This is a genomic window from Burkholderia sp. Bp8998 (assembly GCF_003854235.1).
In the GTDB taxonomy this organism is placed as follows: Bacteria; Pseudomonadota; Gammaproteobacteria; order Burkholderiales; family Burkholderiaceae; genus Burkholderia.
Map to the genome: position 1 here is coordinate 142,218 of NZ_QTQF01000009.1, position 26,822 is coordinate 169,039.

A 26,822-nucleotide genomic window follows, 5' to 3' on the forward strand; every position below is an offset into this window, starting at 1 on the left:
TCTGAATTGAAATCGGAATCCGCCAGCACCGCGTCGTACGCGGTGCCCGAGGTCAGAACGTGTAGACCAGCGTCGTGCCGATCACGTCGTTGCTTTTTCGCCAGGAGCCGTCCGCACGCTGGAACACGTTCTTGTTGGCCCAGTCGTGCCGGTATTCGACCTTGATCGTGTAGTTCACCGCCGGGTAGAACATCAGGTCGAACGCCACGTCCTGCCGGTTCGCCCCGCGGCATTCGAGCCCGTTGTCACTGGACGCGGCCAGACAGGCGGGATCGATGCCGAAGCCGTTCAGGCCGTCGGTCCCGGCCGAGGCGGCGCCCGCGAGCGCGCTGCCACCGACATAGGTGTTCCCGCCGCCGCCGCCGTTGCGGCTGTCGTTCAGATAATCCCAGCGCAGCGCGACGCCCATCAGCCCGATCGTCGGCAGGCGCCATTTGTGCGTGTACAGCATCGAAAGCCCCCACCACGTCGCATCCCGGCCGTTCCATGCCGCATGCTTCTGCTTGCCGACGTCGACTTCCGCGTTGAACGTGGTATCCGCGACCGCGTAGGTCGCGTCGATATCCATGAACATGTAGGTCGAGAACGGCGACGCGCTCGTGCAGTTGTAGCCGAAGCCGCCCGACGCACAGTCGCCGCCGGCGTTGCCCGAATAGATCGGCTGCCGGCCGATCGCGCCCGCCCAGCCCACGTCCCATGCCCCCTTGCTGCGGTCGATCCGCCAGTTGATCATCGGCGTGATGCTCGAATGCAGACGCCCGCTCGAATCGGACGCGGTCGGCGCGTGCGTCAGGTTCTGCGCATTGCCGACGATCACTTTCCAGCTGTAGTCGCCCTTGGAGCCGTTGTATCCGGCGCCGACGAAATAGCCGGGAATGCTGAAGTCGTACAGGAGGTTGTGCGTCAGCGTCGGCAGCAGGTTGGATTGTTGCGACTCGTACCCGGCGACGCTGGGCATGAGGCCGAACAGGAACTGGTTCGTGTCGTCGTGCGGAATCGTCACGAAGGCCGTATTGAAGATATTGTTTCCCCTGGCGCCGTCGAGCGTCGTATTGCCGGCGCCGCGGTTCGGCTGGATCTGGATTTCCGCCGAAGGCGCGGTCGGCCCGACACCGAACGTCTTCTTGATGTCGAGGTACACGTCGCCCATGTTGCCGCCGTAGTACGTATACCCGCTGTTGTGATCGAGAAACGAGACGCCGCCGCTGCGCGCATTCCGGTTGTACACATACATCGGGTCCAGATAGCCCGTGATCGACAGGCCGGCGATCGGCCCCTCGCTCGCCGCCGTGCTCAGCGTCTCGACCTGCAGATTCTGTCTGGCCACTTGCTGCTTGAGGTCGGCGAACGCTTCCTCCGATACGCCCGGATTCGCGCTCCCCGACTTCACCGGCGCATCCTTCGCGGCCCGCTCGAGGCTCTCGACCTTCCTTTGCAGCACCTGCAACTGGGCCTTCAGCTCGTCGACGACCGTATCCGCATGGGAAACCGCCGGCACGCAGGCCATCAGCAACGCTCCAATCCGCTTGTGCATCTCGCTCCTCCATACCCTTCAAATTATTTCGTTATGCAGATCAAATTGCCTGGTATTTGCCGTGTGCGACGCCGTTGCCACGGCGTCGCGGCCGGTTATCGTCCGGCTTTCAGCTCCAGGTAATCGCGATTGATCTGGCGCATCAGGGAGATCGGCAGCGGCTTCTCGAGCGTCACCCGCTTCATGTCCTCGGGCGGCGGGAAGATGGCCGGATCGTTCGTGATCTTCGGATCGATCAGCGGGCGGGCGGCGCTTACCGAGGTCGGATACTTGATCTCATTGGTTTGCATGGCCGACACATCCGCGCGCAGCATGAAATCGATGAACTTCATCGCGTTTTCCTTGTGCGGCGACCCGGCGGGAATGGCGAACATGTCGACCCAAAGCGGCGCGCCCTCCTTCGGGATGACGAAGGCCAGATCGAATTTCCGGCCGGCGGCTTTCGCCTGGAGCTTCGCCGTTTGCGCGTCGCCGGAATACGCGACGGCGGCGCAAACGTCTCCGCCCGCCAGGTCCGCGATATAGCTGGACGAGCTGAACTGGGTGACGTACGGGCGAATCGCCTTGAGCTTGTCGAGCGCAACCTTGAAGTCCTTCGGATCCTGCGTATCGGGATTGAGCTTTGCCCCGAACAGCGCATCCTGGAAGGTCTCGCCACCGTTGTCCTGCAACGAGATCCCGCACGACTTCAGCTTGGCGGCCCACTTCGGGTCGAAAATCATGTCCCAGCTATTCAACGGGGCGTCGGCGCCGGCACGCTTCCTGACTTCGGTCAGGTTATAGGCCAGCCCCGTGATGCCCCATACGTACGGCACGCCATATTCGCCCTTCGGATCGTTGACCTTGATCAGATTGACGATCTGCGGATCGAGATTCTTCAGGTTCGGCAACTTCGACAGGTCGAGCCGCGCGAACAGGCCGGCCTCCTTTTCCTTCGCGAAGTAGTTGTTGCTCGGCACGACGATGTCGTAGTCCGACCGCCCCGCGAGCAGCTTGGTCATCAGCGTGTCGTCGGTGTCGTAGACGTCGTACGTCACCTTGATGCCCGTTTCCTTCTCGAACTTCTCGACGGTGCCCGGCGCGATGTTCTCCGAGAAGTTATAGACATGAAGCACCTTGGCCTCGTCGGCATACGCCGCCGTGCAGCAGATCGCCGCCGTGATCGCGCACGAGACCGCCGCGCGCATCGCCTTCAGACTGGATTGAGTAAGCATGGCTGTCGTGCACCTATTGACGATGTGAAAGGTTCGCGGACGACACGAGGCGACCGGCCACCTTGAACCGGATTCGCGTTGCATTGCCGGGGAGATAGGAAAGCGGCACATCCTCCTGCTCGAGGATCTCGACCGTGGCCGGATCGGCGCCCGCGCGAACGGCGGACCGGATCGCCTCGTCGCGCAGGGACGCAAGCGTCTCGTCGCGGCTGTCGTCGCGCATCGTCACGATGCGATCCACCTCGCCGCTGACGTCGCCGATCGCCACGCCGATCGCGTTGGCCGCGCCGAAGTTGGCCGGGCGGATGACTTCGTCGGCCCCGTCGATGCGGTCGGGAAACAGCGCGCTTCCGCCGCCGACCAGGATGACCGGCAACGGCGCGCTGCTGGTCCGGATGCGCTCGACGCCGCCCGCCAGTTGCCGAAGCACCGTGTTGAACGCGGTGCGGCAAAAGCCGGCCGGCACGTCGGGCACGCGATCGCCGATGCAGAGCCCCGTGCCGAGCACCGACGCGACGTCGGTCAGCGTCAGCGTCGATCCGCCGAACACCATCGCTTCGCGGGTCAGTCGATAGCCGACGCTTTGCGGACCGATCACCGGACTGCCGTCCGGACCGCGCGCGATCACGGTGCCGCCGCCGATGCCGAGCGAGATGATGTCGGGCATCCTGAAGTTCGTCCGCACGCCGCCGATATCGACCGCGAGCGCGGACTGGCGCGGGAACCCCTTCATCAGCATCCCGATGTCCGCGGTGGTGCCGCCGACGTCGATGACGATCGCGTCCTTGCGCCCCGACAGGAACGCCGCGCCCTTCAGCGAATTGGTCGGACCGCACCCGATCGTGAGCACCGGGAATGCGCGGGCGACATCGGCCGGCATCAGCGTGCCGTCATTCTGTCCGATCATCGCGCGCGCATGGTCGAGCCGCGTCGCCTTGAGCGCGTTGCCGAAGCCGGTGATGACGTCCTCGATCACGTCGCCCAGCGCCGCATTCAGGATCGACGCATTTTCCCGGGGCAGAAACCCCACCGATCCGATCCGGTGCGAAAGCGTGACGGGAATGGCGCCGAGCTCGTCGCGCACCCACTGCTCGACCCGGCACTCCTGCTCGGGATTGATATTGGAAAACACGCCGCACACCGCGATCGCGTCGACGCTGCCGCGCCACTGACGAACGGTGTTGCGGATCTCGCTTTCGACGAGTTTGCTGAGCAGGCGGCCATCGTATTCGTAGCCACCGCCCACGATGCGCCATTTCAGGCCGACCGCCGCCGCAAGGTCGCGCGGCCAGTTGGCCAGCGGCGGCACGGATGCGGAGGCGGGCCCGGCCAGCCGGAGCAGGCCGACGCGCTGCAGCCGCTTGCGCTCGACGATCGCATTGGTGCAATGCGTGGTGCCGAGCATGGCCAGCCCGATCTCGTCGCGGGCGATGCCGGTGTCCGACAACAATTGCTCGATGGCGGTGCGCACGCCGCCGAACACGTCGACGGTCGTCGGCACCTTCGCCGTCGCGATGCAGGTCAGGTTTTCGTTCAGGATCGCGGCGTCGGTATTCGTGCCGCCGACGTCGATTCCGATTCGATAGACGGTCATGCGCGCCTCCTTGCGATCGATTCGACCGGTTCGTAGTCGACCTCGTAGCCGAAATAGCGGGGGCCGGTCGTCCGGACGCCCGCTGCCGTGCGCCACTGGTCGTGGCACGGGCAGGCGAGCAGCGCGACGCGCATGCCGTACGCCAGCGTCTCGGTCGGAATCGCGTGCCCGGTCTCGTGATCGACGAGCGTGATCAGGTCGGGGGTCGTCGCCAGCACGCCCTGCTCGTCTCGCGCGACCAGGAATTCGTTCTGGAAGTTCACGGTGACGCGACGTCCGCTGTCCTGCTCGATGCCGTCGATCGTCATCGAGCCGCGCGTGAATCCGCCCTTCGTGCGCCGCTTCAGGTCGACGATCTTCCCTTCGATCAGCAGATAGCCCTTCAGCGCATCGACCAGATCGGTCACGACGTTGCCGCTCTGACGGTCGCCGGCGCGCGAAATCAGCCTGCCGATCTCCTCGGCCAGCGTGATCGTGCCGGGTATCGCGCATCGGCGCACTTCCTCGCCGGTCAGCGGGAAATCGCACGCGGTCGCGTTCGCGCCCATGGCATCCACCAGCGGCCGGCAAAGACGTTCCCCCCATTCGCCGTCGCTCGGATGCACGGTCGCGCGATTACCGCGCTCGTCGGCAAACGTCGCGATGCGCGCGGCAAGACCGTGCAGGTGAAACGACACCATCTGGTACTCCGGAAAGGCGCGTCCCATCGCATCCGCGTCGACGACCGGTAGCCGGCGCCGCGCGGCCAGAATGAGTGGCACGAGCGAATTGCCGCCCCCGATCTCGACGGGCATCGTCGCGAACGCCCGCTTGCCGAGTGCGGTCTGCATATCGTCGAACACGATGTCCAGTTCACGCCCTGACGGCAACTTCTCGATCGAGACCGCGGGTGCGCCCATCATCGATGTCGGCAGGATCAGCGCGCCGGCCGGCACCTCGTTCACGTTCAGCAGTTCGATGGGACCGCTGCGGCGAATTTCTTCCAGTGCGATATAGAGCCCGATCGACGTATCGCCTCCGCCGCCGGTGCCGAGGACCGCCGCCCCCAATGCGATATGTCTGACCGCGTCTTCATTGAGTTGCCGCATGCATGCCCCCCGCCGCGGCCGCCGGCCGACTGCCCGGTTCGTGTGTCCGTCGTTCCATGTCTTGAGTGCCCCTTCGATTCTCGGGTTGGATCGCCACAACGGATGCAAATCGCATCCGGCAGCGTGGTAGCGAGAATCGGGCGCCAAATTCGGACGGTCACTAGACAAGATGCGCAGCGGCAGGCGCGTCGTTTATCCCGACGGGATAGCGAGCCAACCGGGTGGGACGAACGCGCGTCAGCCGGCGTTGCGCGACAGCTTCAGCGCGAAATGCAACGCGAACTGGGCGCCGTCCCGGATAGGCACGCAGCCGACGATCTGCTCGATCTTGTCCAGCCGGTATTTGAGCGTCTTGGGATGAATGCCGAGGCGATGGGCCGCCAGTTTATGCGACTGGCCGGCATCGAAGAATGTCTCCAGCGTGCGCACGAGCTCGCTCTCCTGCGCCCGGTCGTGACCCGCTAGCGCGCCGACCATGCTGTCGACCCAGCGCCGCGCGGCGGGTTGCGACGCGATCTGGCGGAACAGCACGTCGAGCGCGACATCGTCGTATGCGACCGGGCCGCCGGCCAGTGCGGCGCCATCGAGCGCCAATACCGCCTCGGCGTCCTGCACGCTGCGATACAGGTGCAACGCGGAATCGACCGGCGCGCCGCATGCGATCCGCCAGGTGCCGCGGCCGGCCTCCGTGAGCCGCTCCCAGATCTGGCGAAGCCGCACGGCGATCACCTGCCGCGCGCCGCCCGCCGCCGCGCCATGCGGAATCGACGGCAGCCAGAGCAAACGCCCGTCCCACTCGAACACGAGCGGCTTCGGCTCGACTGCATAGATCGCCCGCCAGACTTCCCGGCCTTGCGCCTCGAGGGGCGTCGACGCATCGCACGACGGCCGCGCGGGCTCGAACAGAACCGCCAAGCACAGCGTCGACAGGTCGAGCGACTTCGCCGACGCCAGCGCGTTCGCCCGGTCGACGTCGCCCGCGGCAAGATGCACGAGCCATTCCCGGAACGGTTCGGCGTAGGCCTCGTCGGCCACCCGCTGTTTCGTCAGTTCCAGCGTCAGGAGCGCCGCCGCCTGCTCCATCGTCGCGACCTCCAGCGCGCTGGGCGCGCGCCCGTCGGGCACGTTCACGATCAGGTAGCCGTCGATGGGCGTATCGGTCCGGCGCCCAAGGGCGACCATCCACGCGGACTGCCTGACGACGGTCCGGGTCGGTGCGATGGCGGCCGGCAGATTGGCGGCGATATCGGCAGCGCACCATTGGTCCGACGCCGCATACAGCACGCCGCGATCGTCCAGCACGGCGACCGATCGCCGCAGCACACGCGCGAGCAACGACACGAGCGTATTCAACCCGCCGCCATTGAGCATTTCGGTCAGCAACTGCTGCTGAATCACGCCGGCTTCGCGCGCGACGTAGCCATCCTCGCGCTGAACCGCGCAGATGAGCGGCGTGAGGATCTCCGCGTAATCGACACTGAGCGGGAGTTCGAACAGCGGTAGCGAAAGTTCGTCGGCCATGCGCAAGACGGCCGGCTGCAACGGGTCGATCAGCCCGCTCTGAAACACGAGCGCCGCGCAACCGCCGCGGCTCAATTGTCTGACCAGCGCGATCTGCCGGCTCGTGTCGCCGCCGGTAAAGCTCAACGTCGTCAGAAACAGATGATGGCGAATGTCCCAGTCGTCCTCGTTCTCGGTGACCGTTTCAAGGACGTTGACATGATTCACCACGTTCGACTGGCCGCCCTTGCCAGCGATCAGGCGCGCCTCCTTCATCCCACCGACGCGCGATGCCTCGTCGACTGTCATTCCCATACCGTTCCTCGTCTGTGCCGGTGTTGGCCGTCGCTTCGCCCGGACGTTCGACCCGGCGCCGCGAAGTGCCGGAATGATACTCAGCCAATACGCGTTTTGCGCATCCTTCCGGTATCGAGAATCAGGGGGCAAGTTGGCACACGGCAAGCCGTGCAGCCGGCATGGAGGTCCGGCGCCCGTCGGCCGGCGGATTGCCGGCGCCTTGCCGGCGGCCTCTCCGGCCCGCGGCGGGAAGCGGTACGCTGCCGACGTCGCGGAACAGCCGCCGCGAAGCGTCGCGCGATGTCTTCAGACGAAAGGGATTGCGTGCCGGCGCGTCATTCCACCGGGTACGCGAGATCATGCCAGCGCTTGGCGGATTTCCCCCCGGACCCGAGATGACCGCCGGGAAAGTGCATCACGGCAATCGCATGGAGCGCCTTCTCGTCGAGATCGGGATCGCCGCAGCTCCGCCGCACCTTGAGGTCTCGGACACGCCCCGCCTCATCAAGCCAGACGCGCACGATGACCCGCCTTCGCGACGATGCGTGCTCAACGCCGCGCGACAACAGTCGATCCATCAGCGACACGATATTCTCCTCAACTGTCCGGTTTGCCATCCATTCACACCGGGTTCGCCGACGGCCCGGCGACAGCCGCTCGCGGGCCGCATGCCAGTCGATCCGTGCATGCAGCCCGGCGGCTCGACGCTCAACGCTGCATGGCCTCGGCCGGGAGCGTGGCCGGCATTCGCGTCGGCTTCGCAGCGACGTATGGCTTCCGGCCGTTGCTCGCGGTGCTTTGCACCTTGTGCGCCTTGGCAGGCTGCGGCTGCGCGCGCGACACAGTGTGTGCCTTCGCCGCGGGCCGCGCTTCGGTGACCGCGGCGACCGAATGGTTCGATTCCGCTCGCTTCGCCTGCTGCCCTTGCTTTACGGCCACCGCATGGCCAGCTTTCGCAGGCAGCTGCTGAGGATGTCTTGAGTATTCCTTGACATCGTGGTCGCTCATCCACTCTTCCTTGTATGCCGCCACGGCGGAATTCGACAGACTGAGATAGGCGAGCGACGCCACGAGAAATGCACGAACATGCGTGCGACGGATGGATTCGGTAATGGCTTCTGCTCCTTGCGATCTGTCTCAACACACTGGCCGGCGTTGTCGTGGCGGCACAGTAGAGCAGTACGTCCGGCACCGCAAGCGCCGGACCGACGGTCCAAACGATTCTTGACGTTTCGGTCGCCGGACCGAAGCGGCGAGGCCGTCGACATGCCCCGACTATCGCGCCGGGATAAACGAATCGCGTTCCGTTACCCCTCTTGCCTAATGACGATTCGCGTCCGATGACCGATCCTCGGTACCGAGCACCGTAGGCACCACGCATCCAGGCGCGACGATGCCCCCGACGAACCAGGCGGACACTCGAACATGGCACGACGGACAACCGAACCGGGAAACCGGTTCAGCGCCGCGGCGGCGACATCGATGATGCTCGCGCCGGCGGTCTCGACCCGGCGACCACGTGCGCGGCATACGGCGCCCCTCATGCCAACCCGGTCATTCAGGGTCGCGCAACCGGTCGTATATGAAAGGACGAACGACCTTGCACGCCATGGGCAACGTGCGCCCCGTCAGGGAAACCCACGAATACTGCGCGTTGATATTCAGCGCCGGCTGCGTGGGAATTTCCACCAGATCCGGCGCGGCGTGACGTACACCGATGACGATGGTGTCGCTCAGACGCGCCAACTCGAACAGATTGCCCAGCTCCCCGCATTGCAGATTGAACAGGCGGTCCGGATGACCGTCCGGGCCGAAGCGTTCCATCAGCGTGCGCCGCGTCGCCTCGGGCACGATCGTGCTCGCGCACTGGTAGCGCTTGAGCTCGGTCAGCGTGACGGGCAGGCCGCCCGCCAGGATCGGATGCCCCGGACGGCACATGATGGCCGCCCGCATCACGCTGATGGGCTCGATGGCCAGATCGTGATCCGCCGGAATCGCACGCGAATCCACGATCAGGATATCCAGCGAACGTTCGCGCAACGCCTTCAGAAGCTGCTCCGGCTCCGTTCTCATGATCTGAAGCTTCAGGTTCGGCTGATGTTCCGTGACATATAACAGCAGCGGCGTCACGAGGATCGCCCCGGGGCCCGGCCCCACGCCGATCGACAGACGCCCCAGCGACCCCGCGACCATTTGCGCGGCGGAGTCGCTCAGCGCATCCGCATTGGCGCAGATCACCCGGGCCTGCTCGACGACATGCTGCCCGAACGGCGTGACTTCGATGCGATGGCCGACGCGATCGAACAACGCACCGCCCAATTCCTCCTCGAGCGCACGAATGCTGCGGCTCAGCGCGGGCTGGGTCAGAAAGGCGGCATCGGCCGCGCGGCTGAACGAACTCAATTCGGTCAGCAGGATCACGTGCCGCAACTGGGTGAGCGTCATGGTCGACTCCGTATGACTTCAACTCATTATATTTGACAAAACAATGCATTGGACGTCGATTTTGACCGACCCTAAGCTTGTCCCATCCTCGGGAAATTCATGGAGACCACGCTGCAGGTTTCCTGGGGACGGATCCACATCCCGCCGAGCCTCGCCATGACGGTTGAAGATCGCGGTTGACTCACGGCCCTTGCCCGTTTCCCGCCTATCGGGACACGAACCGCCGCGGGTCGTGCCGGATCCCGATGGGGACGGCGGCAACTCAGAGCGGCATCTCGCTATCGAGGCACGTTCCGTTCATGGCCGCAGGTCGGTAGAGAACAGATAATAGTCAGGATGTCGAATGAAAGTAGGCTACGCCCGGGTATCGACGGACGAACAGCACCTCGACCTGCAACTGAACGCGCTTCAGCAAACGGGCTGTGACCTGATTTTCTCCGATCGCGGCATTTCCGGTGCCCGCACCGACCGGCCCGGGCTTCAACACGCGCTGGCGTCGTTGCAGCCCGGCGATACGCTCACCGTCTGGAAACTCGATCGTCTCGGCCGCTCGCTCAGCCACCTCGTCGCGATCATCGGTGAATTGAACCAGGCCGGCGTGCGGGTGGTGTCGCTGACCGAGGCGATCGACACGCAATCGTCGGCGGGACGATTCACGTTTCACCTGATCGCCGCGCTCGCCGAGTTCGAGCGATCATTGATCAGCGAGCGGACCCGCGCCGGTCTCGCCGCGGCGCGCATGCGCGGCAAGAGGCCGGGGCGGCCGGCCATCCTCGATGCGGAGCAACTCGAGCAGGCACGCGGGCTGTTGATGCATCAGCCGGAAGTCGCCGTCGCACGTCGGTTCAAGGTGCATCAACGGACCCTGCAGCGCATGCTGAAGCGGGCCCGCGATCAGCGCGAAACCGCCTTGACGCCGGGCAATCCGAACGATGCAGCCGGCTCCTCGCTCGCGTACGAATGCCCGATCTGCATGCAAGGAACCATCGAAGCGGAAAGCATCGCGACGTTCGGCCGTCACCGGGCAAAAGGATTGCACCGCAAGACCGAGCTTCCGTCGTCGCCCCGCATGTCGGTCGCGGGCGCCGCCGTTCGAACGCGTTCGGCATGCCAGGCCGCGACGATGTGCGGCATCCCGTCGTGCATCGGTGCCATCACGTGACCGACAAGAAAAACCTCGACAACGCGATGCACAGCAAGCGTGAAGGCGGCCCACTGCCTTATCCTCCCGGTCCGGTATCCCAGGTCGCGCCCGCCCGCCACACACGTGCGTTGCTGGCCTTGCCGCGCACGTCCAGCCCGAATTGACAACAACCATCATGACCCAACCCGTGTCGCCCCCGCCGCTTGCCCGTCAGGTCAGCAAGAAACTCGTCGTCGCCGCGGTTGCCGGCAACGCGATGGAGTTCTACGACTTCGTGACCTACGCGTTCTTCGCCATTTATATCGGCAACGCGTTCTTCCCCGCATCGACGCCTTCGGCAAGCCTGCTGCTGTCGGTCGCGGTATTCGGCGTCGGCTTTCTGGCCCGTCCGTTGGGCGGCATACTCATCGGCGCGTTCGCGGACCGTGCGGGGCGCAAGCCCGCCATGCTGCTGACGATCGGGCTGATCTCCATCGGCACGCTGGGCCTTGCGCTCACGCCGGCCTACGCGTCCATCGGCATGGCCGCTCCGTTGATCGTGGTCGCGTGCCGGCTCGTGCAGGGCCTCGCACTCGGCGGCGAGGTCGGTCCGTCCACCGCCTTTCTGCTCGAGATCGCCCCGCCGGCGAAGCGGGGGCTCTACACGAGTTGGCAGCTCGCGAGCCAGGGCCTGGCGGTACTCATCGCAGGCGTGATCGGCTTGACGGTGATCCTGTGCCTGACGCCTGAACAGACACAGGCATGGGGGTGGCGACTGCCGTTCGCGGCGGGATTGCTGCTCTTGCCGATCGGCCTGTTCCTGCGCCGTTATCTGCCGGAGACGCTGGCCGACGATGCGCACGGGCCGCAGGACACACACGAGGCCGGGCTGGCCGGACTGAAGCAGTATCGCGGCATCATCGGACTCAGCATGCTGGCCATTCTGGGCGGCACGATCGCGACCTACGTGATCAATTTCATGACCACGTTCGCGATTTCCACGCTGAAGCTGTCGCCCGCGGTGGCGATGAGCGCCACGATCGTCAACGGGCTGTTCACGCTGGTATTCAGCGTGCTGGGCGGATGGATGTCCGACCGCTGGGGGCGCAAACCCGTGATGCTGTGGCCGCGCCTGGCCGCGGCTTTGCTCGCCGTGCCGGTGTTTCTGTGGCTGACCGGATCGCCGTCGCTCGGATCGCTGCTGGCAGCGACCGGGTTGCTGACGCTGTTTTCGTCGATGAGCGGAGCGGCGGTCATTCTCGGGATCCCCGAAATGCTGCCGCAGCGCGTGCGCGCAACCGGGCTGTCGATCGCCTATGCGCTCGGCGTCTCGCTGTTCGGCGGGTCCGCGCAATTCATCGTCACCTGGCTGATCACCGTTACCGGGAATTCGGTGATGCCGGCGTGGTACATGTGCATCACGGGCCTCATTGCCGTCACCGCCACGTTCGCGCTGCCCGAGTCGCGCGGACGCTCGCTGTGACACAACCGCCGATGCGCACCCCGACATCCGCATGGTCGACGCACCCGCGCCCCTCGTGAACGTATGCCGAACATGACCGCCGGCGAGAACGTCAGCCCGTCGGGGCTGCCCCCCCGACCCGAACAACGGTTGCGACTCGCACTGGCAATGCACGCATCCGGGCCGCCTGATCCAGCGATCCTGCGCGAAATCTGCCATGCGTTGATCGCATTGCAACGCGACGACGAACTTCTTCCCTGGGCAGAACAAGGGCTGACGCTTGGCCCGCGGGACGCCGACTTCCTGGCCATGCGCGCGTCGGCACTGAATCTGCTCGGTCGGCACGCCGAGGCGGCCGACGCCTGGTCGCGTGTTCCGGTCGCACCCGGCGTCACCGCGCCAAACCAGTTGCGGATCGGCTACGCCCGGATGATGGCCGGCGATCTGCCGCGCGCGATCCGCATGCTCGACGACGCCCGACGCGCGGCGGCGCCGGACAACGCGCAACTCGCCGCGCAAGCCGAGCATTACCTTGGCGAAGCCATGCTCAAGGCGGGCGATCCGCGCGGATTCACCCACTGGCTGATGCGCAACGACGATCCATCGGCGGCGGCCAGCTATGTGCCCGACGACGTTCCGGCCTGGCGGGGCGAGCACGACCTGCAAGGTCGGCGCGTATTGATCACGCATCAACTGGGATTCGGCGACAACTTCCTGCTCGCCGCCTGCCTGGCCGACTGGGTCTCCGCCGGCGCGCAGGTGATGATCACCTGCGACGCGCAAGCCCACGCGCTGATGCAGGCATCGTTACCGGATTGCGAGGTCGTCGGCGCGGAGCGCCCATCGCAGTTGCGCAGCGCGTTGCCCGAGGCCGCACGCTCCCGCGTCGACGCCTTCGCGCCGCACCTGTACGCAACGCTTTTGCATCTGCCGCTGATGCGTGCCGCGCAGGCGACGTCCGCGTATCGTTTTCGTCCGTATCTTCAAGCGCCGCTCGCAAAGCGGCGGATCGCCGCGCAATGGGCACGCCAGCTGCGCGCGGCACACCCTGGAAAGCGGCTCGTCGGCGTGTTCTGGGATTGCATGCAGCGCCATCAGCCCGAACTCGGCAGCCGCATGCGATGCTGGGCCGCGCGCCGCAGCATGCCCGTCGACGCGATCAACCGGATCGCGGCGGCCCCGACCGTCGCCGACCACGTGCATTTCGTGAATCTCCATCATCCGCTCGTCGCGACGTACGCCGGCATACCGACGGGTAACGTCAGCCCGTATCTGCCGGGCATCTGGCACTTCGACGACACCGCCGCCTGCATCGGTGAACTGGATGCCGTGATCGCGGTGGACTCCGCGGTCGCCAACCTCGCGGCGATGATGGCCAAGCCCACGTGCGTGCCGGTCAATACGTCGGCCGACTGGCGCTGGGGCAGCCGCGGCACGTCGAGCCCGTGGATCGGGAACGCAACGGTGCTGCGACAGCGGCGGGAAGGTGACTGGACTACCGTCGTGCAGGACCTGACGACGTGGTTGCGATAACGCGCGCGGCGGATCCGCGATAGCCGCCACGGATCCGCGCGTGCGGCAACGCGGAACGTGACCGACGTTCCGCGTTGCCGGCACGATCAGAACTTGTGCCGGATGCCGACGCGGGCAGCGACCTGCGACGTTCCCGTGGAATACCCGCCGGCACCCACGACGCCCACGAGGCCGTCCGTTCCGCTGGAACCCCTCTGATAGACCGCCTGCGCGTACAGATCGGTGCGCTTCGACAGGAAGTAGTCGGTCATCAGCCCGACGGTATGAAAATTCGCCCCCACGCGATCACCGTTCGCGCTCAGCGTCATGCGCGTGTAGTCGTACATCGCCCCGAGCGACAGCGCGGGCGTGACGAGATACTGCACATTGCCTTCCACGTTCAGGAACCGGGCATAGGCCGTCGAGGTCTGCATCAGCGATTCGCTGACCATCACGCCCACGGTCGCCGGCCCCATCGCATAGCTCGCGCCGATGCCGCCGGTGCGCTGATTCGTAAACGCGAGAGTGACGGGTCTTCCGGTGGCGGCACTGACGACGCCGCTCACCAGGCTGGCAAACGGCGTGCCGTCGGTCTGCGCGCCGGCCTGATTGGCGGTCGCCGCATTCTTCAGATCGAGATACGCGGCAGCCACCGTGAACGGACCGTTCGAGTATCGCGCACCGAGGCTCCACGCACGATTGTTCGCGAACTGGGTCGAATTGCTGAAACCGTACAGGCCGCCGAACTGGAAACCGCCGTAATTCGCGCTCGTATACTTGACCGAGTTGTTGATGCGGAACGAGTTGTCCGTGTTGTCGTTGTCGAACGGATGCGAGAAGAACGAGCCGCCCCAGTTGCCGTTGGCGGTCATCGGCCCGAGGTAGTCGACGACCGAATCGTACTGGCGACCCAGCGTGACCGTGCCCGCATTCGCCGACGCCAGGCCGACATACGCCTGACGGCCGAACATGCGTCCGCCCTGGCCCAATGCGCCGGTGCTGGCGTTGAAGCCGTTTTCCAGCTGGAAGACCGCCTTCATGCCGCCGCCGAGATCCTCGCTACCCTTAAGGCCCCAGCGACTGCCCTGCAGCACGCCGCTCTGCAACGCAAACACGTTGCCGCGCTTGACGGTGCCGTTCGGACCCGCCGTTGCCACATTGTTCGTGTAGCTCAGCCCTTCGTCGACGATGCCGTACAGGGTCACGGAGCTTTGTGCATGCGCCATGCCGGAGAAGGCACCCATGGTTGCCAGTACGATAATTGTTTTCTTCATGACGGTTAGGTCTCCATATCGGTAAGACGATTCGAGGATCCGGAAAAACGGAAGCAGCGGAGCCGATGTTAGCTCAGCCCATTCGACTTCCAAACGGGGGTGTTGCGAGCCAACATCGGACTATCAAACATTGTCACGACTGCCTTTCTGCGTGGAAATCCCGAGCGGGCTACCCGATAATCAGTCCGTCGAAGTCATGCGCTTCGATGCGCGATGAGACGAGCGAGAAGCGTCGCGCGAACTCTTCCTCCAAGTTGAACCCGCAGCAACATGTGTTGCTGCGGTGTTTTCATGACGGAAGCGCGACATCGCATATCGCATTCGGCCAGCTGCGAGGTCTGCCCGCCACTGTCTTCATGAAGTCTTCGTGAACGAGACCGGCGTCCTGTTTCGCACCGCATCGCTCACGCCGAATGCGCGATCGTGACCCGCTCCAGACGGTAGCCGTATCCATAAAGCGATATAAGGCGATAGCCGCTTTCCGGTCGCAGCCCCAGCTTCGTGCGCAGCGCCGACACGTGCGTGTCGATCGTTCGCGATGAAACGTCCGTCACCTGTTTCCAGACGAGATCGATGATATGCGCGCGCGATAGCGGTCGATCTAAGAACTGGAATAGCAGCAACGCGAGCTCGAACTCTTTCTGCGTGAGAGACACCGCCTTGCCGCCGACATAGGCCTGCTGCTGACTCATGTCGAAGCGGAACTGGTCGAATTCGCGCATCTTCTGCTTCGTATTGACCGTGTACGCCCTGCGCAGCAGCGCGGCGATGCGCGCGCACAGGACGGCGCCCGACACCGGCTTGACGACGTAATCGTCCGCACCGGCGTTGAGGATATGCGCGATCCCGTCTTCGTCACCCCGGCACGTCATGAAGATGATCGGCAGATTCACGCCGAACGGCTTCGCACGCACCCACTTCAGCACGTCTTCACCGGACATCTCCGGTACGTTCCAGTCGAGCACCAGCAGGTCGAACGTCTCGCGAAGCAGACGCCTTGTCAGGACCTTGCTGCGCGTGAATACGTAGCACGTATGGCCCGCGACCGACAGCGTTCGGCTGACGGATTCCGCTTGCATCACATCGTCGTCCAGGATGGCGATTCTCATGGCACCTCTTGAAAACATGATTTTTCCTCGTCGGTACAATCGGCTCGGCGCCACCGATCATGCGCACCCCGTTCAGGACAACAAACCGCGCACGAGCCGGATAGCCAATAAAAAAATGACCGCCCCCACGATCGCGACGATGGTCGACACGATGTAGCCGCCACCTGTCGCGATCCCCATCGTGGAAGACAGCCATCCGCCGACGAATGCGCCGACGATCCCCACCACGATGTCGATCAGCACGCCGAAGCCGACTCCCTGAACGATCAACCCCGCGAGCCAGCCGGCGATTGCGCCGATTACGATCCAGACGATAAAGCCATGCGCTCCCATCTCACACCTCCGGTTGTCCTGCCGTTAATGACCATGCTTCGTGAGGCGTAAGCCGAACCACAACGATCGTTTCGCGCCCGCTTTCGGGCCTGTCGGGGATTCGCCTGCGGACGGAAGCGCGTCATGCGACTCCGCCCGGATGTGCCGGCCCGCGGACCAGCGCCTCAGGTCGGCCGCCACCTGTTCGACGACCGGTCTCCACTGCCGGTATTCGGCTTGCCGATACAACGTCAGACTCGGATACCACGGACTGTCCGTACGCTCCGTCATCCACACCCAGTGCGGATTGACGTCGAGCAACAGCCAGGCCGGTACACCGACGGCACCCGCGAGATGCGCCACCGACGTGCAGACGGTAATCACGAGATCGAGTGTCGACAGCAACGCCGCCGTGTCGTCGTATGAATGCAGTTCGGCGGTCGGGTCGGTGATGGCCATGCCGGCCCCACGCATCGCGTCGAGCGCGTCCGGCGCATCGAGCTGCAGGCTGACGAACTCGATGCCGTCGATGTCCTTGAACGCGCGCGCATAGGCGAGCGGCTCGATCGAGCGCAGCGCGTTGCGCCAATGGGCGCGACTGCCGCTCTACACCAGCCCGACGCGCAGCCGGCCATCGCGGGCCCACCGGTGGCGCCAGCGCTCGACCGCATCCGGATCCGGCTTCAGGTAGTGCGTCGCACCGGGCAACTGGTCGAGCGTCACACGCAGCATCCTCGGCACGCTGGCAAGCGGCAGCTCGAAATCGTGTGCGGGCAGCACGGCGGCGTCATGTGGCACGATCGCGTCGACGACGCCCTCCAGCGTGCGGCTGAACAGCGTCAGAAACGGCGCGAAACAGCAGTACACGAGCTTGCCGCCTTCCGCTCGAACGCGTTCGGCAAGCCGCGGCACGAAACGCATGAACTGGATGGCGTCGCCGTTACCCTGCTCGCCCCACACGAACAACGTTCTTCCGTCGAGTGACTCACCCGCCCATCGCGGCACGGGCAGATTCGACGAAACGTCACGAAGCTCGTGCGAACCGAACCAGCGGGCGTCATGGTTCGCCCACCCATTTGCGTAATCGCCCTTCTGCAATTGCAGCATCGCCATTGCCCAGACGATCGACGGATTGTTCGGATCGAACCGGTGCGCGTGGCACACGGCATTCAGCGCCGCATCCCACTGCTGCCGCTCTTTCAACACCTGGGCATGCGTCAGAAACGCGACCGGATAATCGGGCGCCAGTGCGCACGCTCGCTCAGACGCCACTTCGCTGCCGTCCAGATCGCGCTTGCCGAGCAGGACGAGCGCCAGGTTGTTCCACGCCAACGCGTTGGCCGGCTCGGACGCGACCAGCGCCTCGAGCAGCGGCTGCGCATACGACAACTCGCCGAGCTCGACGTGCGCGGCCGCGATATTGTTCTGTACCATCGGCAGCGCCGGATCGAGCTGCCACGCGCGCTCGTACGCAACCAGCGCGGCCCGGTTCCGTCGCGCACGCTGATGCAGCAGACCGAGATGGAACCATGCCGACGCGTTGCGCGGGGCCGCTTCGCAGAACCGTTCCGTCAGGCTGCGCGCATCGGTATCGTCCGGGTGTGCGGCCAGCAATTCGATCCACTCGATCACCCACGGCTCGCCCGGCCACGCATTCTGATAGGCTCGCGCGTACCATCGGCTCGCCTGAGTCGGGTCGTGCGCCGCGACGGCCTGCCGCGCACGCTCGACCCATGCGGGCCCGTGGTCGGGATCCACGCTCAGCGCGCGTTCAACGAGCGCATCGGCATCGGACCTGCGGCCGCGCATGCGCAGGGCACGGCTCGCCGCGATCAGCAGCGACGGATCCCGTGCGTCCCGCACGGCGTGCACGTCGAAGAGCCGCGATGCGCCAATCAGATCGCCGCGATCGAGCAGCCGTTCGATCAGGGCGGATACGGGTTCACGCATCGTCATCGCGCCTCCCGATGGATTCGACCGTCAGGCTCGGGCAGAATCCGCCCCGTCCGTCACCGCGCCGCGCCATGTGCCGCATGACAGGCACGCGACGGAGCCATGCGTATGCGAACAACCCGTCATATGATTTGCTTGCGAGCCATGCGCGCAAACGGATCCATCGACCAAAGCGGTTCATCGTCCCGATCCTCACGTGTTGCGCGACGCAGCCGGACACCCGGCGGGTCACGCACCTGCCGCGCGCTTGCCGCCCGCGCTCCCGATCGCGCGCGTCGCCAGGGCACGCTGCCAATCCGGCTTTCATGTCGAGTCCTCCCCTTGTCCGTCCGGGCTGCCCGGAATCCGGTACTGCTCGCGATCGTCGCCTACCATCCAGGACGGTGGTCGGCCGCGGCCGCTCCAGGTTTGCCCGGTAGCAGAATTCCAGTATTTCGGCTCCGGTCGCTTTCTCTTGCCCGATCCGGATGTGCCGCGCGGCACCACGTCGAAGTCGAGGCCGAACTCCTCGAGGACCTCGCGCACGCGGGCGGCGACCAGATTCACGAGACGGTCCTTTTCCATGGCGCGCTCGTGTTCGATCTCGTTCTTCAACTTTTCGTATTGCTCGAGCAGCGTTTGATAGCGGCTCATCTCGTGCCTCCGATCGGTCCGTCGGCAGTGCCGTGCGAATCGCCCGCCCCGTTCGGCCACAGCAGCAGTTCGTCGTAGCGTGCGACGATCCCGGCATCGGTGGTCAGGAAGCGTCCGATGCGTCGTCGCTGGTGCGCCTGGTACGTCTCCCATGCGCGGTCGTGATACCGGATCGCCTGCACGAGCTGGCGCGCGCCCTCGTCGACGTCCTGGCCGGCGTAGTAGTAGCCAAGATCCCGGCACAGATGCGCGTTGTGCACGAACGGATAGCCGTTCCAGCACACGTCGAAATAGAAATAGTTCAGCGCGAGCCCCCACTGATGGGACACGACGATGTCGGTGTGCTCGGCCAGGAAGCGCGGCGTTTCGAACACGCCGACGAAGCTGGCCTTGTGATCGCGCACGATGTCCAGGTATTGCGCGATGCCGATGAATTCCGGGCGATGCAACGCCAGGTGCTGCGCATTCGTCACGTGCAAATGCGAAATCTCGTCGCCCACGAGCCGATACGCGGCCTCGGCGATCAGCATCGGATACAGGCAGAACTTCAGCACGTCGATGTTCGCCTCCATTACGGAAAGCCGCCGCGGCCCGCGGGCCGGCCGGTATTCACCGTGGTTCGGCAAGTCGCGCGTGCGCGCCTCGATGCACATCGGATCCCAGACGAACGGCACTTCGCGGGTCGGGCACCGGCGCAGCGTCTTGAAGAAATGCAGGCTCGTCTCGACCACCTGCGGAATGACCCACACTTCGTCGTAGCGCTGGTTGATGAAGACGGCGTCGCACATCCGGCGATCGAAGATCATCGCCTCCGTCATCTGTACGTACTCCGGCCCGCAGCAATAGCTGATCAGCCTCGTGCCGCGCGCCTTCAGGTAGTCGGTCTGGCCGGCATTGATCTGGCCGCCCAGTTCGATCAGCACGTCGAGATCGTCCTTGACGTCCTCGAAGCGACTGACCGGGTAGCGCTCGATGTCCCACGGCAGTTTCGGCGTGATCGCGACGGACGTCGTGTTGACCAGCGTCACCCGATGGCGCAGCGGCGAATGCTGGAACACGCGCATCAGATACAGCGCGTTCTGCTTGATGCCGTTGACCCACAGGCTTTCCGCCTCATGCTGCAGGCCGATCGTGATGCCGATGCGCAGCGATCGCGCCACGCCGGCGCGGCTCGACGATGTCGTGCTCATTGCGCCGCCCCCCACTGGAATTGCACCTGACGCCGCAGGATCAGGCAGGACGGCGGGGTGTCGACGAGCACGACCGCTTCGCGTGGATGGGACGAATCCGTATAGACCATGACGGCTTTGACGAGCGGCGTGGCGCGATAGCCGCTCAGCTCGGCACGGGCGACCTGCGCACAGGACAGCGGTGCGCTGGAAATGCGCTCGGCCAGCACCGAACAGCCGCCGGTGACGCCCGGGACCGTGACGAGCGACAGCAGCGCCGACGAATTCGGGAACTCGATGCCCGACATCGAAAAAAACGGGCCGATATCGGGATTCGCACGCTGCCAGTCGAGCAGGACATCGGCCCGCCGCGCGTGATCGAACACGCGCGCCGACACCTGGGCGACGGCGTCATAGCAGCGCCGGATGCCGATTTCCTGCGCCGCGTGCGCGAGAACGGTGACCGATGCGGCCGGCGCCGCGGCCGGTGCCTGCGCGGGTGCCGGTTGCGCGGGCGCGGAGGCTGCACGGCACAGTAGTGCAACGGCTGCGACGAGCATGCAAGACATACGGATGAACATGCTTGTCACCCTCCGCTGAAAACCGATTCGATGGCCGCGCCGTACTGCTCGACATTGGCGGGCAGCGTCGGATCCAGTTGCGCGAGGTAGGCTCGCGCGTCGCGGCGGTACGCGTCCAGCCGCAAGTCGTGCTCCGCGAACGCCCGACGCAATGCCAGTGCCCCCTCCCGACAATCGAAGCCGTCATAGCGGTACCCGCAAAGGCCCAGCAGCGTCGAGTTGTGGATCAGCGGAAAGCCTCCGTACAGCGCCTCGTAATACAGATAGTTCTGCGGGTTCTCCCACTGGTGCGACACGATGGCGTCGGCCTGATCGGGCAGGATGTCGTACACCGGCAACCGCGGCTCGAAGCTGGCGCGCCCCTGCCGGGTCAGGTCCAGACTGCGGGCGAAGCCGACGAAGGCCGCATCCTCCTTCAACGCCATTGCGTTGAATACGCGCAGATAGTCGATGAATTGCGGATCCTGCCGATGCGCGAGATCGGTGATCAACATCGCGATATGCGCGGTCTTGACCATGCAGATGTTCGGTTCGAGCACCGCGACGCGCCAGCGGGTACGCCCCGGCACATAGTCGATCGACCTGCCGACGCCGGCGGCCTTCAGCGATTGCTCCAGCAGCACCGGGCTCCACAGGTGCTGCATCGCCCGCACGGGCGCGCGCGATCCTGCCTCGTAGTAGCCGGTGCAGGTTTTCTCGAACCCGGGCAGGGTCCAGACCGCGCTGTACGGCGTGCCCGACAGCAGCAGCCCGTGCGGCTTGCCGAACATCATTCGTTCGATGTCGATCACGTAGTCGTTGGCGACCCGCATGCCGATCACGCGGCCGCCGCGATCGCGAAACCCGCGTGCCCAGTCCGGATTCAACTGCGCACTGAGTTCGATCACGACATCGAGCTTTTCGCGCGCGGTGTCGAGATCGATCACGGGCGCCGGCGACAACGCCAGTAACGACGCCGCGTCGGCCGGCTTGCCGTCGCCGCCGTTCACCAGATAGACGGCCTCGACGAGCGGCGAGCGCGCGAGCAGCATCGTGAGGAAATAGGCATTCTGGACAATGCCGCTCTCCCAGATCGATTGCTGGCCGGTTCGCAGAAAGAGCGTGACACCGACCTTGACGCGAATTTGACCCGGCATCATGCCTCCCCGCCACGGCCACCCGCGGTCACGTTCAGCAACTGCTGGAAATAGCGCGCGCCGTTTTCGGGCGCCAGCGGGTGCAATCCGGCAAGGAATGCGCGTGCACCGCGCACATAGTCGTCGTGATTCGCATCGTGCTGCTGCGCCGCGCGGACGAGCGCCTGGGCGCCGGCCGACACGTCGAATTCCGGATAGTAGTAACCGAATCCGCACAGCCAGGCCGAGTTGTGAATCAACGGATAGCCGCCATACAGCGCATCCAGGTACAGGACGTTCTGATCGTTCTGCCACTGGTGCGCGACGACGGCATTGGAGAAGCGGCTCATGTAGTCCGCGAAGTCGTGCCGATGATCGACGTGAACGCGGCCCTCGCGACGGAGGTCCAGCGCATCGCGCATGAAGGAGAAGGTCGGATGCTGCTCGAGATGGGCGCCATTGAGCACCCGCATCTCGGCGATGGCTCCCGGGTCGTAACGAAACGCCGTGTCGCAAACCAGCATCGGCACCATGCAGCATTTCACGACGGAAATATTGGGCTCGAAGATCGCCACACGCAGCCCGCGCGTCACGCCGTGTGGCGTATCGGCCGGAACGTATCCGAAGCGCCGCCCCTCGACGCTCAATGCATCCACGCGGCGATCGATGAACATCGGGTCCCACAGGAATGGGACTTCGTAGACCGGGCACCGGTGCAGGGTTTCGAGCATCGGTGCGAATGCGCGGTCCTTCGACAGGACCCAGATCTCGTCGCACCGGTCGGGGCGGGAGAAATATCCGCCGCGCTGAAAGATGCTCGGCTCGATCAGCCCGACATACGGCTGTCCGCAACACAGATAAACGACCTTCTTGCCGCGCGCGCGAAGGTGATCGAGCCATTCGACGTCGAGCCCGCCGCTCATTTCGATGACGACGTCGACGAGCTCCGTCGCCTCGTTCGGACGCAGCAGTTTCAGGTCCGGCATCAGCGCTTCCGCGTCCGCCGGCATGCTCGTCTCGAAGCCGCCGTTCAGCAGCACGACGTCGCGCACCGCCGGCAGGGCACGCAGCAACCTGGCGAGGAAGAATACGTTCTGCCCCAGCCCGTTGTCCCAAATGGTGTGACCTGGCCTCGTGGCCAGTGAAATTCCGATACGCATCGTGTCTCGTTTCGCCCTCGTGGGGCGTCCTCGTGTTTTTTGTGTCGATACGACTTCTACTGCGGTGCCGCTGCTACACCCCTCACCCGAATCGCGTATCGCCGCCGCGGCAAGCGGCGACGTTCGGGTGCCGACGTCCTCGTGTCGCCGGTATCGAATAAAAAGGAGGATCGAATCGGGGAATTCGATCCTCAAGCCCCAAACACTCGCCCGAACGCACGAGGAATTCGTCCGGAGAACAACCCAGCCCGGGGCGGTACATCAGTCTTGTGGCAGCACGATCTCGACGCGGCGATTCCGTGCACGGCCTTCAGCCGTGCTGTTCGTCGCAACCGGATCCGCCTCGCCGTATCCGTGCACATCGAAATGCCTTGCATTCAGCCCGTGCGCCTGCAGATAGCGCGCGACCGCTTGCGCGCGCTGCTCGGACAGGCGAAGGTTGTAGGCATTCGCGCCGACGTCGTCGGTATAGCCGTTGACGCCGACCGTGCCGTAGGTCATGCCCTTGGCGTCCGCAACCAGCTTGTCGAGTCGCGCCGTGGCGGCCGACGCGAGTGCCGCCTGATTGAATCCGAAGTTCGCATCGCCGGACAGCGTGACGCGCCGCGGTGCCGGCGCGACCGGCGCGGGGGCCGGTGCCGGCGTCGCGGCGGCCGCGGGCGTTGCCGCCGGCGCACCGCACTGGAACGTCAGGAGACGCGTGTTCGGCTTGCCGTCCGACGTTGTCGATCCGAGCGGCGCGTCATCCTGAACCGGCCGCACCGGCTGGTCGTGGCAAATCTCGCGAGCCTTGTCGTAACAGGTTTGCTTTCCTTCAAGCAGTCCATAGCAACTGACCCGGTAAGTTTTTTGCCCGTCCTGCCGGTCGACCGACCAGGCGCTGAAAGTCGGCCCGGACGATGACGAACAACCCACCAGCGCTGCCAGCGCCGCGATACAGAACATTGCCTTGTACATGTTGAACCTCGTGTCTTGTTCCGTCTGTTAGCGAATTCCGATCGTTTGCACGATCCGACGGGAACCGGGCGATGCCCGACCCCGTCGATCGCGTTACCACTGATAGCCCAGTCCCACGCCGTAGGTGCGACCCGCGCTGCTGGCCCCGACACCGCCCTTGAGTTTCAGGTTCTCGGTGATCCGGGCCGTGAAGCCGAGTGCAACCGCGCCATAGCCCTGGTAGGTCGCGGCGCCGATGCCGACTGCGATCGTCTTGCCCAGGTCGACGTCCGGAATCATCGTCAACGCCGTCGCGCCGGCGACGCCCGCGTAGGCCGTGCGCGCCACCGTGGTGACCGATCCCTGCACCGCATTGAGCTGCGACACGTTCACCGCATCGGTCGGGTTGACCCCCGGCCCGACGTTGGTGATCCGCCGCTCGCTGCCCGGCGCGCCGACCGAGACCGTGTTGGCCTCGCTGGCAATCGAACCGGCACCGAGCGCAACCGCGTTCGGCGCGCTGGCGTTCGCGCCGGAACCGAGCGCGACGCTGTTCTTGCCGCTGCCCAGCGCATTCGCACCGATCACCGTCGCACCGTCCCCGGACGCGTTCGCGCTGGCACCAACCGCGATGGCGTTCGCGCCCGATGCCGTCGCGTTGACGCCGGCCGCCGTCGCGTTGACCCCGGTCGCACCGTCGTTCGCGTAGTTGCCCTGCTGCGTGCCGTTGTCGTTCACGCTGTAGTAGTGCGTGCGTGCGGACGTGACCAGCGTCGACAGCGAAGTCGTGATGCCAACGGCCGAGCTGACGCTCGTCGACAGCGACGCGATGTTGCTGTCGGTCGTGGACAGGCCCGTCGACAGCGAAATGACCGAGCTGCTCGTCGTGCTCAACCCCGTCGACAGCGAACCGACCGCGGTCGAGGTCGACGTCGACAGCGACGCCACGGTGCTGTTCGTCGTGCTCAGCCCCGTCGACAGCGAACTGACCGCGCTCGACGTCGATGTGGACAACGACGTGACGTTGCTGTTCGTCGTGGACAGCCCCGTCGACAGACTGCCGACGGCGAGGTTGGTCGCGTTCAGTTGCGAGCCATTGACCGCGTCCGTGCTGGTCGCGCTCACGCGGCCGGCCGCCACGTTGGTGATCTGGCGTTCGGCGCCCGGTGCGCCGACGCTGACCACGCTGGTGGGGTTGGCACCGGCATAGGTGTAGACGTTTCCGGCCACGATGCCGGTCGCAACCGGGTTCGGCGCCGAGGTGATCGAACCGGAACCCAGCGCGACGTCGCCCGGATTGGCCGTGGCGGTCGCACCGTTGCCGATCGCCACGTTGCCGGTCGTCGACCCCGCGATGCCGGCCACCGAGTTCTGGCCCAGCGCGACCGAACCCGTGCCTTGCGCCGTGTTCGAGTTGCCGATCGTGACCACACCGTTGCCGGTCGCGGTGTTGTTCGCACCCACCGCGACCGCACCGGTGCCGGTCGCCGTGTTCGGATCGCCGATGGCCACCGCGCCGTCGCCGCTGGCCGTCTGGCTCTCGCCCAGCGCGATCGCGCCGGTACCGGCAACGACCGTCGAGTTGTGGCCGCCCGCGATCGAGCCGGGGCCCGCCGCTGCCGACACCGTGTTGCTGTCGCCGATCGCTACGGTAGATGCCGCGGCCGCGGTCGAGCTGTTACCCACAGCGACGCTTTGCGCGCCTGCCGCATTGGCCGCGTTGCCGACCGCCGTGGCCGCGGTCGCGCCGGCCGTCGCACTGGTGCCAGCCGCCAACGCGTTGACGCCGGTCGCGCCATCGTTCGCGTAGTTGCTCTGCTGGACGCCGTTGTCGTTCACGCTGTAGTAGTGCGTACGCGTCGCCGACACGACGGTCGACAGCGATGCGACGTTGCTGTTCGTCGTCGACAGGCCCGTAGACAGCGAGCCGACACCCGTCGACAGCGAGCTTTCCACGGTCGACGTCGAGGTGGAAAGCGACGCGACGGTGCTGTTCGTCGTGGACAGACCCGTGGACAACGAGCTGGCCGTCGTCGACGTCGAGGTCGACAGCGATGTCACGGTGCTGTTCGTCGTCGAGAGGCCCGTAGACAGCGAGGCGACGTTGCTGTTCGTCGTGGACAGGCCGGTGGACAGCGAGCTGGCCGTCGTCGAGGTCGAGGTCGACAGCGACGTCACGGAGCTGTTCGTCGTGGACAGACCCGTCGACAGCGAGCTGGCCGTCGTCGACGTGGAGGTCGAGAGCGACATCACGGTGCTGTTCGTCGTGGACAGACCCGTCGACAGCGAGCTGGCCGTCGTCGACGTGGAGGTCGACAGCGACGCCACCGTACTATCGGTCGTGCTCAGGCCCGTCGACAGCGAGTTGATGCCCGTCGAGGTCGACGTGGACAGCGAGCTGATCGAGCTCGTAGCCGACGACAGACCCGTCGACGTGGACGTCGACAGCGAGGCCACCGTGCTATCGGTCGTGCTCAGGCCCGTCGACAGCGAGTTAATACCCGTCGAGGTCGACGTGGACAGCGAGCTGATCGAGCTCGTAGCCGACGAGAGGCCGGTCGACGTGGACGTCGACAACGAGCTGATCGAGCTGGTTGCCGACGACAGACCCGTCGACGTGGACGTCGACAGCGAAGCCACCGTGCTATCGGTCGAGCTGAGGCCCGTCGAAAGCGAGTTGATACCCGTCGAGGTCGAAGTCGACAGCGACGTCACGCTGCTGTTCGTCGTGCTCAGACCCGTCGACAACGAGCTGGCCGTCGTCGACGTCGAGGTCGACAGCGACGTCACGCTGCTGTTCGTCGTGCTCAG

At 65.4% G+C, this 26,822-nt stretch carries 23 protein-coding genes; 3 read left to right on the forward strand and 20 right to left on the reverse strand.

What is annotated here, in order from left to right; genetic code table 11:
* Positions 1 to 52: 52 nt before the first annotated feature.
* The 8 genes from DIE06_RS12475 to DIE06_RS12510 all read right to left on the reverse strand — a co-directional run bounded on the left by DIE06_RS12475 (position 53) and on the right by DIE06_RS12510 (position 9,672).
* Positions 53 to 1,534 carry a DUF3138 family protein gene (locus DIE06_RS12475; protein ID WP_124661683.1) on the reverse strand — a complete coding sequence of 494 codons (1,482 nt, stop codon included), beginning with the start codon at positions 1,532 to 1,534 and terminating at the stop codon, positions 53 to 55.
* Positions 1,535 to 1,629: 95 nt separating this feature from the next.
* A complete protein-coding gene (locus DIE06_RS12480; RefSeq protein ID WP_185733393.1) occupies positions 1,630 to 2,748 on the reverse strand; it encodes an extracellular solute-binding protein in 1,119 nt (372 codons plus the stop codon).
* Between the two features lie 13 nt (positions 2,749 to 2,761).
* Complete coding sequence (locus DIE06_RS12485; RefSeq protein ID WP_124661685.1) at positions 2,762 to 4,342, reverse strand: hydantoinase/oxoprolinase N-terminal domain-containing protein; 1,581 nt, start codon at positions 4,340 to 4,342, stop codon at positions 2,762 to 2,764.
* Entirely contained in the window at positions 4,339 to 5,430 is a 1,092-nt protein-coding gene (locus DIE06_RS12490; RefSeq protein WP_124661686.1) for a DUF917 domain-containing protein, read from the reverse strand. Before DIE06_RS12490 ends, DIE06_RS12485 begins: the two co-directional genes overlap by 4 nt.
* A 237-nt stretch (positions 5,431 to 5,667) precedes the next feature.
* Positions 5,668 to 7,245, reverse strand: a complete 1,578-nt coding sequence (locus tag DIE06_RS12495) for a PucR family transcriptional regulator (RefSeq protein WP_124661687.1) — start codon at positions 7,243 to 7,245, stop codon at positions 5,668 to 5,670.
* A gap of 317 nt (positions 7,246 to 7,562) precedes the next feature.
* Positions 7,563 to 7,805: an energy transducer TonB gene (locus tag DIE06_RS12500; protein WP_260433610.1), complete on the reverse strand. Its 243-nt coding sequence runs from the start codon at positions 7,803 to 7,805 to the stop codon at positions 7,563 to 7,565.
* Positions 7,806 to 7,935: 130 nt separating this feature from the next.
* Positions 7,936 to 8,235 (reverse strand): hypothetical protein, encoded by a 300-nt coding sequence (locus tag DIE06_RS38975; RefSeq protein WP_260433606.1) that lies wholly within the window; start codon positions 8,233 to 8,235, stop codon positions 7,936 to 7,938.
* 546 nt (positions 8,236 to 8,781) lie between these two features.
* Entirely contained in the window at positions 8,782 to 9,672 is an 891-nt protein-coding gene (locus DIE06_RS12510) for a LysR family transcriptional regulator (protein WP_124661689.1), read from the reverse strand.
* 343 nt (positions 9,673 to 10,015) lie between these two features.
* On the opposite strand from DIE06_RS12510, the gene DIE06_RS12515 reads away from it, so the two are divergent.
* The 3 genes from DIE06_RS12515 (at position 10,016) to DIE06_RS12525 (ending at position 13,790) form a co-directional block, all read left to right on the forward strand.
* Complete coding sequence (locus DIE06_RS12515) at positions 10,016 to 10,834, forward strand: recombinase family protein (RefSeq protein ID WP_124661690.1); 819 nt, start codon at positions 10,016 to 10,018, stop codon at positions 10,832 to 10,834.
* A 157-nt stretch (positions 10,835 to 10,991) separates the two neighbouring features.
* Positions 10,992 to 12,278, forward strand: coding sequence for an MFS transporter (locus DIE06_RS12520; protein WP_124661691.1), 1,287 nt, complete (start codon positions 10,992 to 10,994; stop codon positions 12,276 to 12,278).
* A gap of 63 nt (positions 12,279 to 12,341) precedes the next feature.
* The gene (locus DIE06_RS12525; RefSeq protein WP_260433607.1) at positions 12,342 to 13,790 is read left to right on the forward strand and encodes a tetratricopeptide repeat protein; all 1,449 of its coding nucleotides are present in this window, start codon (positions 12,342 to 12,344) and stop codon (positions 13,788 to 13,790) included.
* 86 nt (positions 13,791 to 13,876) lie between these two features.
* Here the strand turns inward: DIE06_RS12525 and DIE06_RS12530 are convergent, their stop codons facing one another.
* The 12 genes from DIE06_RS12530 to DIE06_RS12585 form a co-directional block, all read right to left on the reverse strand.
* Entirely contained in the window at positions 13,877 to 15,043 is a 1,167-nt protein-coding gene (locus DIE06_RS12530) for a porin (protein ID WP_124661710.1), read from the reverse strand.
* A gap of 404 nt (positions 15,044 to 15,447) precedes the next feature.
* The gene (locus DIE06_RS12535; RefSeq protein WP_124661711.1) at positions 15,448 to 16,152 is read right to left on the reverse strand and encodes a response regulator transcription factor; all 705 of its coding nucleotides are present in this window, start codon (positions 16,150 to 16,152) and stop codon (positions 15,448 to 15,450) included.
* Between the two features lie 72 nt (positions 16,153 to 16,224).
* Entirely contained in the window at positions 16,225 to 16,485 is a 261-nt protein-coding gene (locus tag DIE06_RS12540; RefSeq protein ID WP_124661692.1) for a GlsB/YeaQ/YmgE family stress response membrane protein, read from the reverse strand.
* A 24-nt stretch (positions 16,486 to 16,509) separates the two neighbouring features.
* Entirely contained in the window at positions 16,510 to 16,923 is a 414-nt protein-coding gene (locus DIE06_RS38980) for a hypothetical protein (protein WP_124661693.1), read from the reverse strand.
* A 147-nt stretch (positions 16,924 to 17,070) separates the two neighbouring features.
* Positions 17,071 to 18,420 carry a tetratricopeptide repeat protein gene (locus DIE06_RS12550; protein WP_124661694.1) on the reverse strand — a complete coding sequence of 450 codons (1,350 nt, stop codon included), beginning with the start codon at positions 18,418 to 18,420 and terminating at the stop codon, positions 17,071 to 17,073.
* Positions 18,421 to 18,720: 300 nt separating this feature from the next.
* Positions 18,721 to 19,050 carry an H-NS family nucleoid-associated regulatory protein gene (locus DIE06_RS12555; RefSeq protein WP_185733395.1) on the reverse strand — a complete coding sequence of 110 codons (330 nt, stop codon included), beginning with the start codon at positions 19,048 to 19,050 and terminating at the stop codon, positions 18,721 to 18,723.
* Positions 19,047 to 20,240, reverse strand: a complete 1,194-nt coding sequence (locus tag DIE06_RS12560; protein ID WP_124661696.1) for a DUF2827 domain-containing protein — start codon at positions 20,238 to 20,240, stop codon at positions 19,047 to 19,049. Before DIE06_RS12560 ends, DIE06_RS12555 begins: the two co-directional genes overlap by 4 nt.
* Positions 20,237 to 20,800: a hypothetical protein gene (locus DIE06_RS12565; RefSeq protein WP_124661697.1), complete on the reverse strand. Its 564-nt coding sequence runs from the start codon at positions 20,798 to 20,800 to the stop codon at positions 20,237 to 20,239. Before DIE06_RS12565 ends, DIE06_RS12560 begins: the two co-directional genes overlap by 4 nt.
* A gap of 5 nt (positions 20,801 to 20,805) precedes the next feature.
* Positions 20,806 to 21,939, reverse strand: coding sequence for a DUF2827 domain-containing protein (locus DIE06_RS12570; protein ID WP_124661698.1), 1,134 nt, complete (start codon positions 21,937 to 21,939; stop codon positions 20,806 to 20,808).
* Positions 21,936 to 23,075, reverse strand: coding sequence for a DUF2827 family protein (locus DIE06_RS12575; protein ID WP_124661699.1), 1,140 nt, complete (start codon positions 23,073 to 23,075; stop codon positions 21,936 to 21,938). The genes DIE06_RS12570 and DIE06_RS12575 overlap by 4 nt, the downstream gene beginning before the upstream one ends.
* A gap of 261 nt (positions 23,076 to 23,336) precedes the next feature.
* Positions 23,337 to 24,032, reverse strand: coding sequence for an OmpA family protein (locus DIE06_RS12580; protein WP_124661700.1), 696 nt, complete (start codon positions 24,030 to 24,032; stop codon positions 23,337 to 23,339).
* 93 nt (positions 24,033 to 24,125) lie between these two features.
* Positions 24,126 to 26,822: YadA-like family protein (locus DIE06_RS12585; RefSeq protein WP_185733396.1), on the reverse strand; the 2,697-nt coding region annotated here is incomplete at its 5' end.

Excerpts from the sequence above, each read along its gene's own strand:
- DIE06_RS12475 (WP_124661683.1), bottom strand. The coding sequence starts at position 1,534 with ATGCACAAGCGGATTGGAGCGTTGCTGATGGCCTGCGTGCCGGCGGTT.
- DIE06_RS12480 (WP_185733393.1), bottom strand. The coding sequence starts at position 2,748 with ATGCTTACTCAATCCAGTCTGAAGGCGATGCGCGCGGCGGTCTCGTGC.
- DIE06_RS12485 (WP_124661685.1), bottom strand. The coding sequence starts at position 4,342 with ATGACCGTCTATCGAATCGGAATCGACGTCGGCGGCACGAATACCGAC.
- DIE06_RS12490 (WP_124661686.1), bottom strand. The coding sequence starts at position 5,430 with ATGCGGCAACTCAATGAAGACGCGGTCAGACATATCGCATTGGGGGCG.
- DIE06_RS12495 (WP_124661687.1), bottom strand. The coding sequence starts at position 7,245 with ATGGGAATGACAGTCGACGAGGCATCGCGCGTCGGTGGGATGAAGGAG.
- DIE06_RS12500 (WP_260433610.1), bottom strand. The coding sequence starts at position 7,805 with ATGGATCGACTGTTGTCGCGCGGCGTTGAGCACGCATCGTCGCGAAGG.
- DIE06_RS38975 (WP_260433606.1), bottom strand. The coding sequence starts at position 8,235 with ATGAGCGACCACGATGTCAAGGAATACTCAAGACATCCTCAGCAGCTG.
- DIE06_RS12510 (WP_124661689.1), bottom strand. The coding sequence starts at position 9,672 with ATGACGCTCACCCAGTTGCGGCACGTGATCCTGCTGACCGAATTGAGT.
- DIE06_RS12515 (WP_124661690.1), top strand. The coding sequence starts at position 10,016 with ATGAAAGTAGGCTACGCCCGGGTATCGACGGACGAACAGCACCTCGAC.
- DIE06_RS12520 (WP_124661691.1), top strand. The coding sequence starts at position 10,992 with ATGACCCAACCCGTGTCGCCCCCGCCGCTTGCCCGTCAGGTCAGCAAG.
- DIE06_RS12525 (WP_260433607.1), top strand. The coding sequence starts at position 12,342 with ATGCCGAACATGACCGCCGGCGAGAACGTCAGCCCGTCGGGGCTGCCC.
- DIE06_RS12530 (WP_124661710.1), bottom strand. The coding sequence starts at position 15,043 with ATGAAGAAAACAATTATCGTACTGGCAACCATGGGTGCCTTCTCCGGC.
- DIE06_RS12535 (WP_124661711.1), bottom strand. The coding sequence starts at position 16,152 with ATGAGAATCGCCATCCTGGACGACGATGTGATGCAAGCGGAATCCGTC.
- DIE06_RS12540 (WP_124661692.1), bottom strand. The coding sequence starts at position 16,485 with ATGGGAGCGCATGGCTTTATCGTCTGGATCGTAATCGGCGCAATCGCC.
- DIE06_RS38980 (WP_124661693.1), bottom strand. The coding sequence starts at position 16,923 with ATGGCCATCACCGACCCGACCGCCGAACTGCATTCATACGACGACACG.
- DIE06_RS12550 (WP_124661694.1), bottom strand. The coding sequence starts at position 18,420 with ATGACGATGCGTGAACCCGTATCCGCCCTGATCGAACGGCTGCTCGAT.
- DIE06_RS12555 (WP_185733395.1), bottom strand. The coding sequence starts at position 19,050 with ATGAGCCGCTATCAAACGCTGCTCGAGCAATACGAAAAGTTGAAGAAC.
- DIE06_RS12560 (WP_124661696.1), bottom strand. The coding sequence starts at position 20,240 with ATGAGCACGACATCGTCGAGCCGCGCCGGCGTGGCGCGATCGCTGCGC.
- DIE06_RS12565 (WP_124661697.1), bottom strand. The coding sequence starts at position 20,800 with ATGTTCATCCGTATGTCTTGCATGCTCGTCGCAGCCGTTGCACTACTG.
- DIE06_RS12570 (WP_124661698.1), bottom strand. The coding sequence starts at position 21,939 with ATGATGCCGGGTCAAATTCGCGTCAAGGTCGGTGTCACGCTCTTTCTG.
- DIE06_RS12575 (WP_124661699.1), bottom strand. The coding sequence starts at position 23,075 with ATGCGTATCGGAATTTCACTGGCCACGAGGCCAGGTCACACCATTTGG.
- DIE06_RS12580 (WP_124661700.1), bottom strand. The coding sequence starts at position 24,032 with ATGTACAAGGCAATGTTCTGTATCGCGGCGCTGGCAGCGCTGGTGGGT.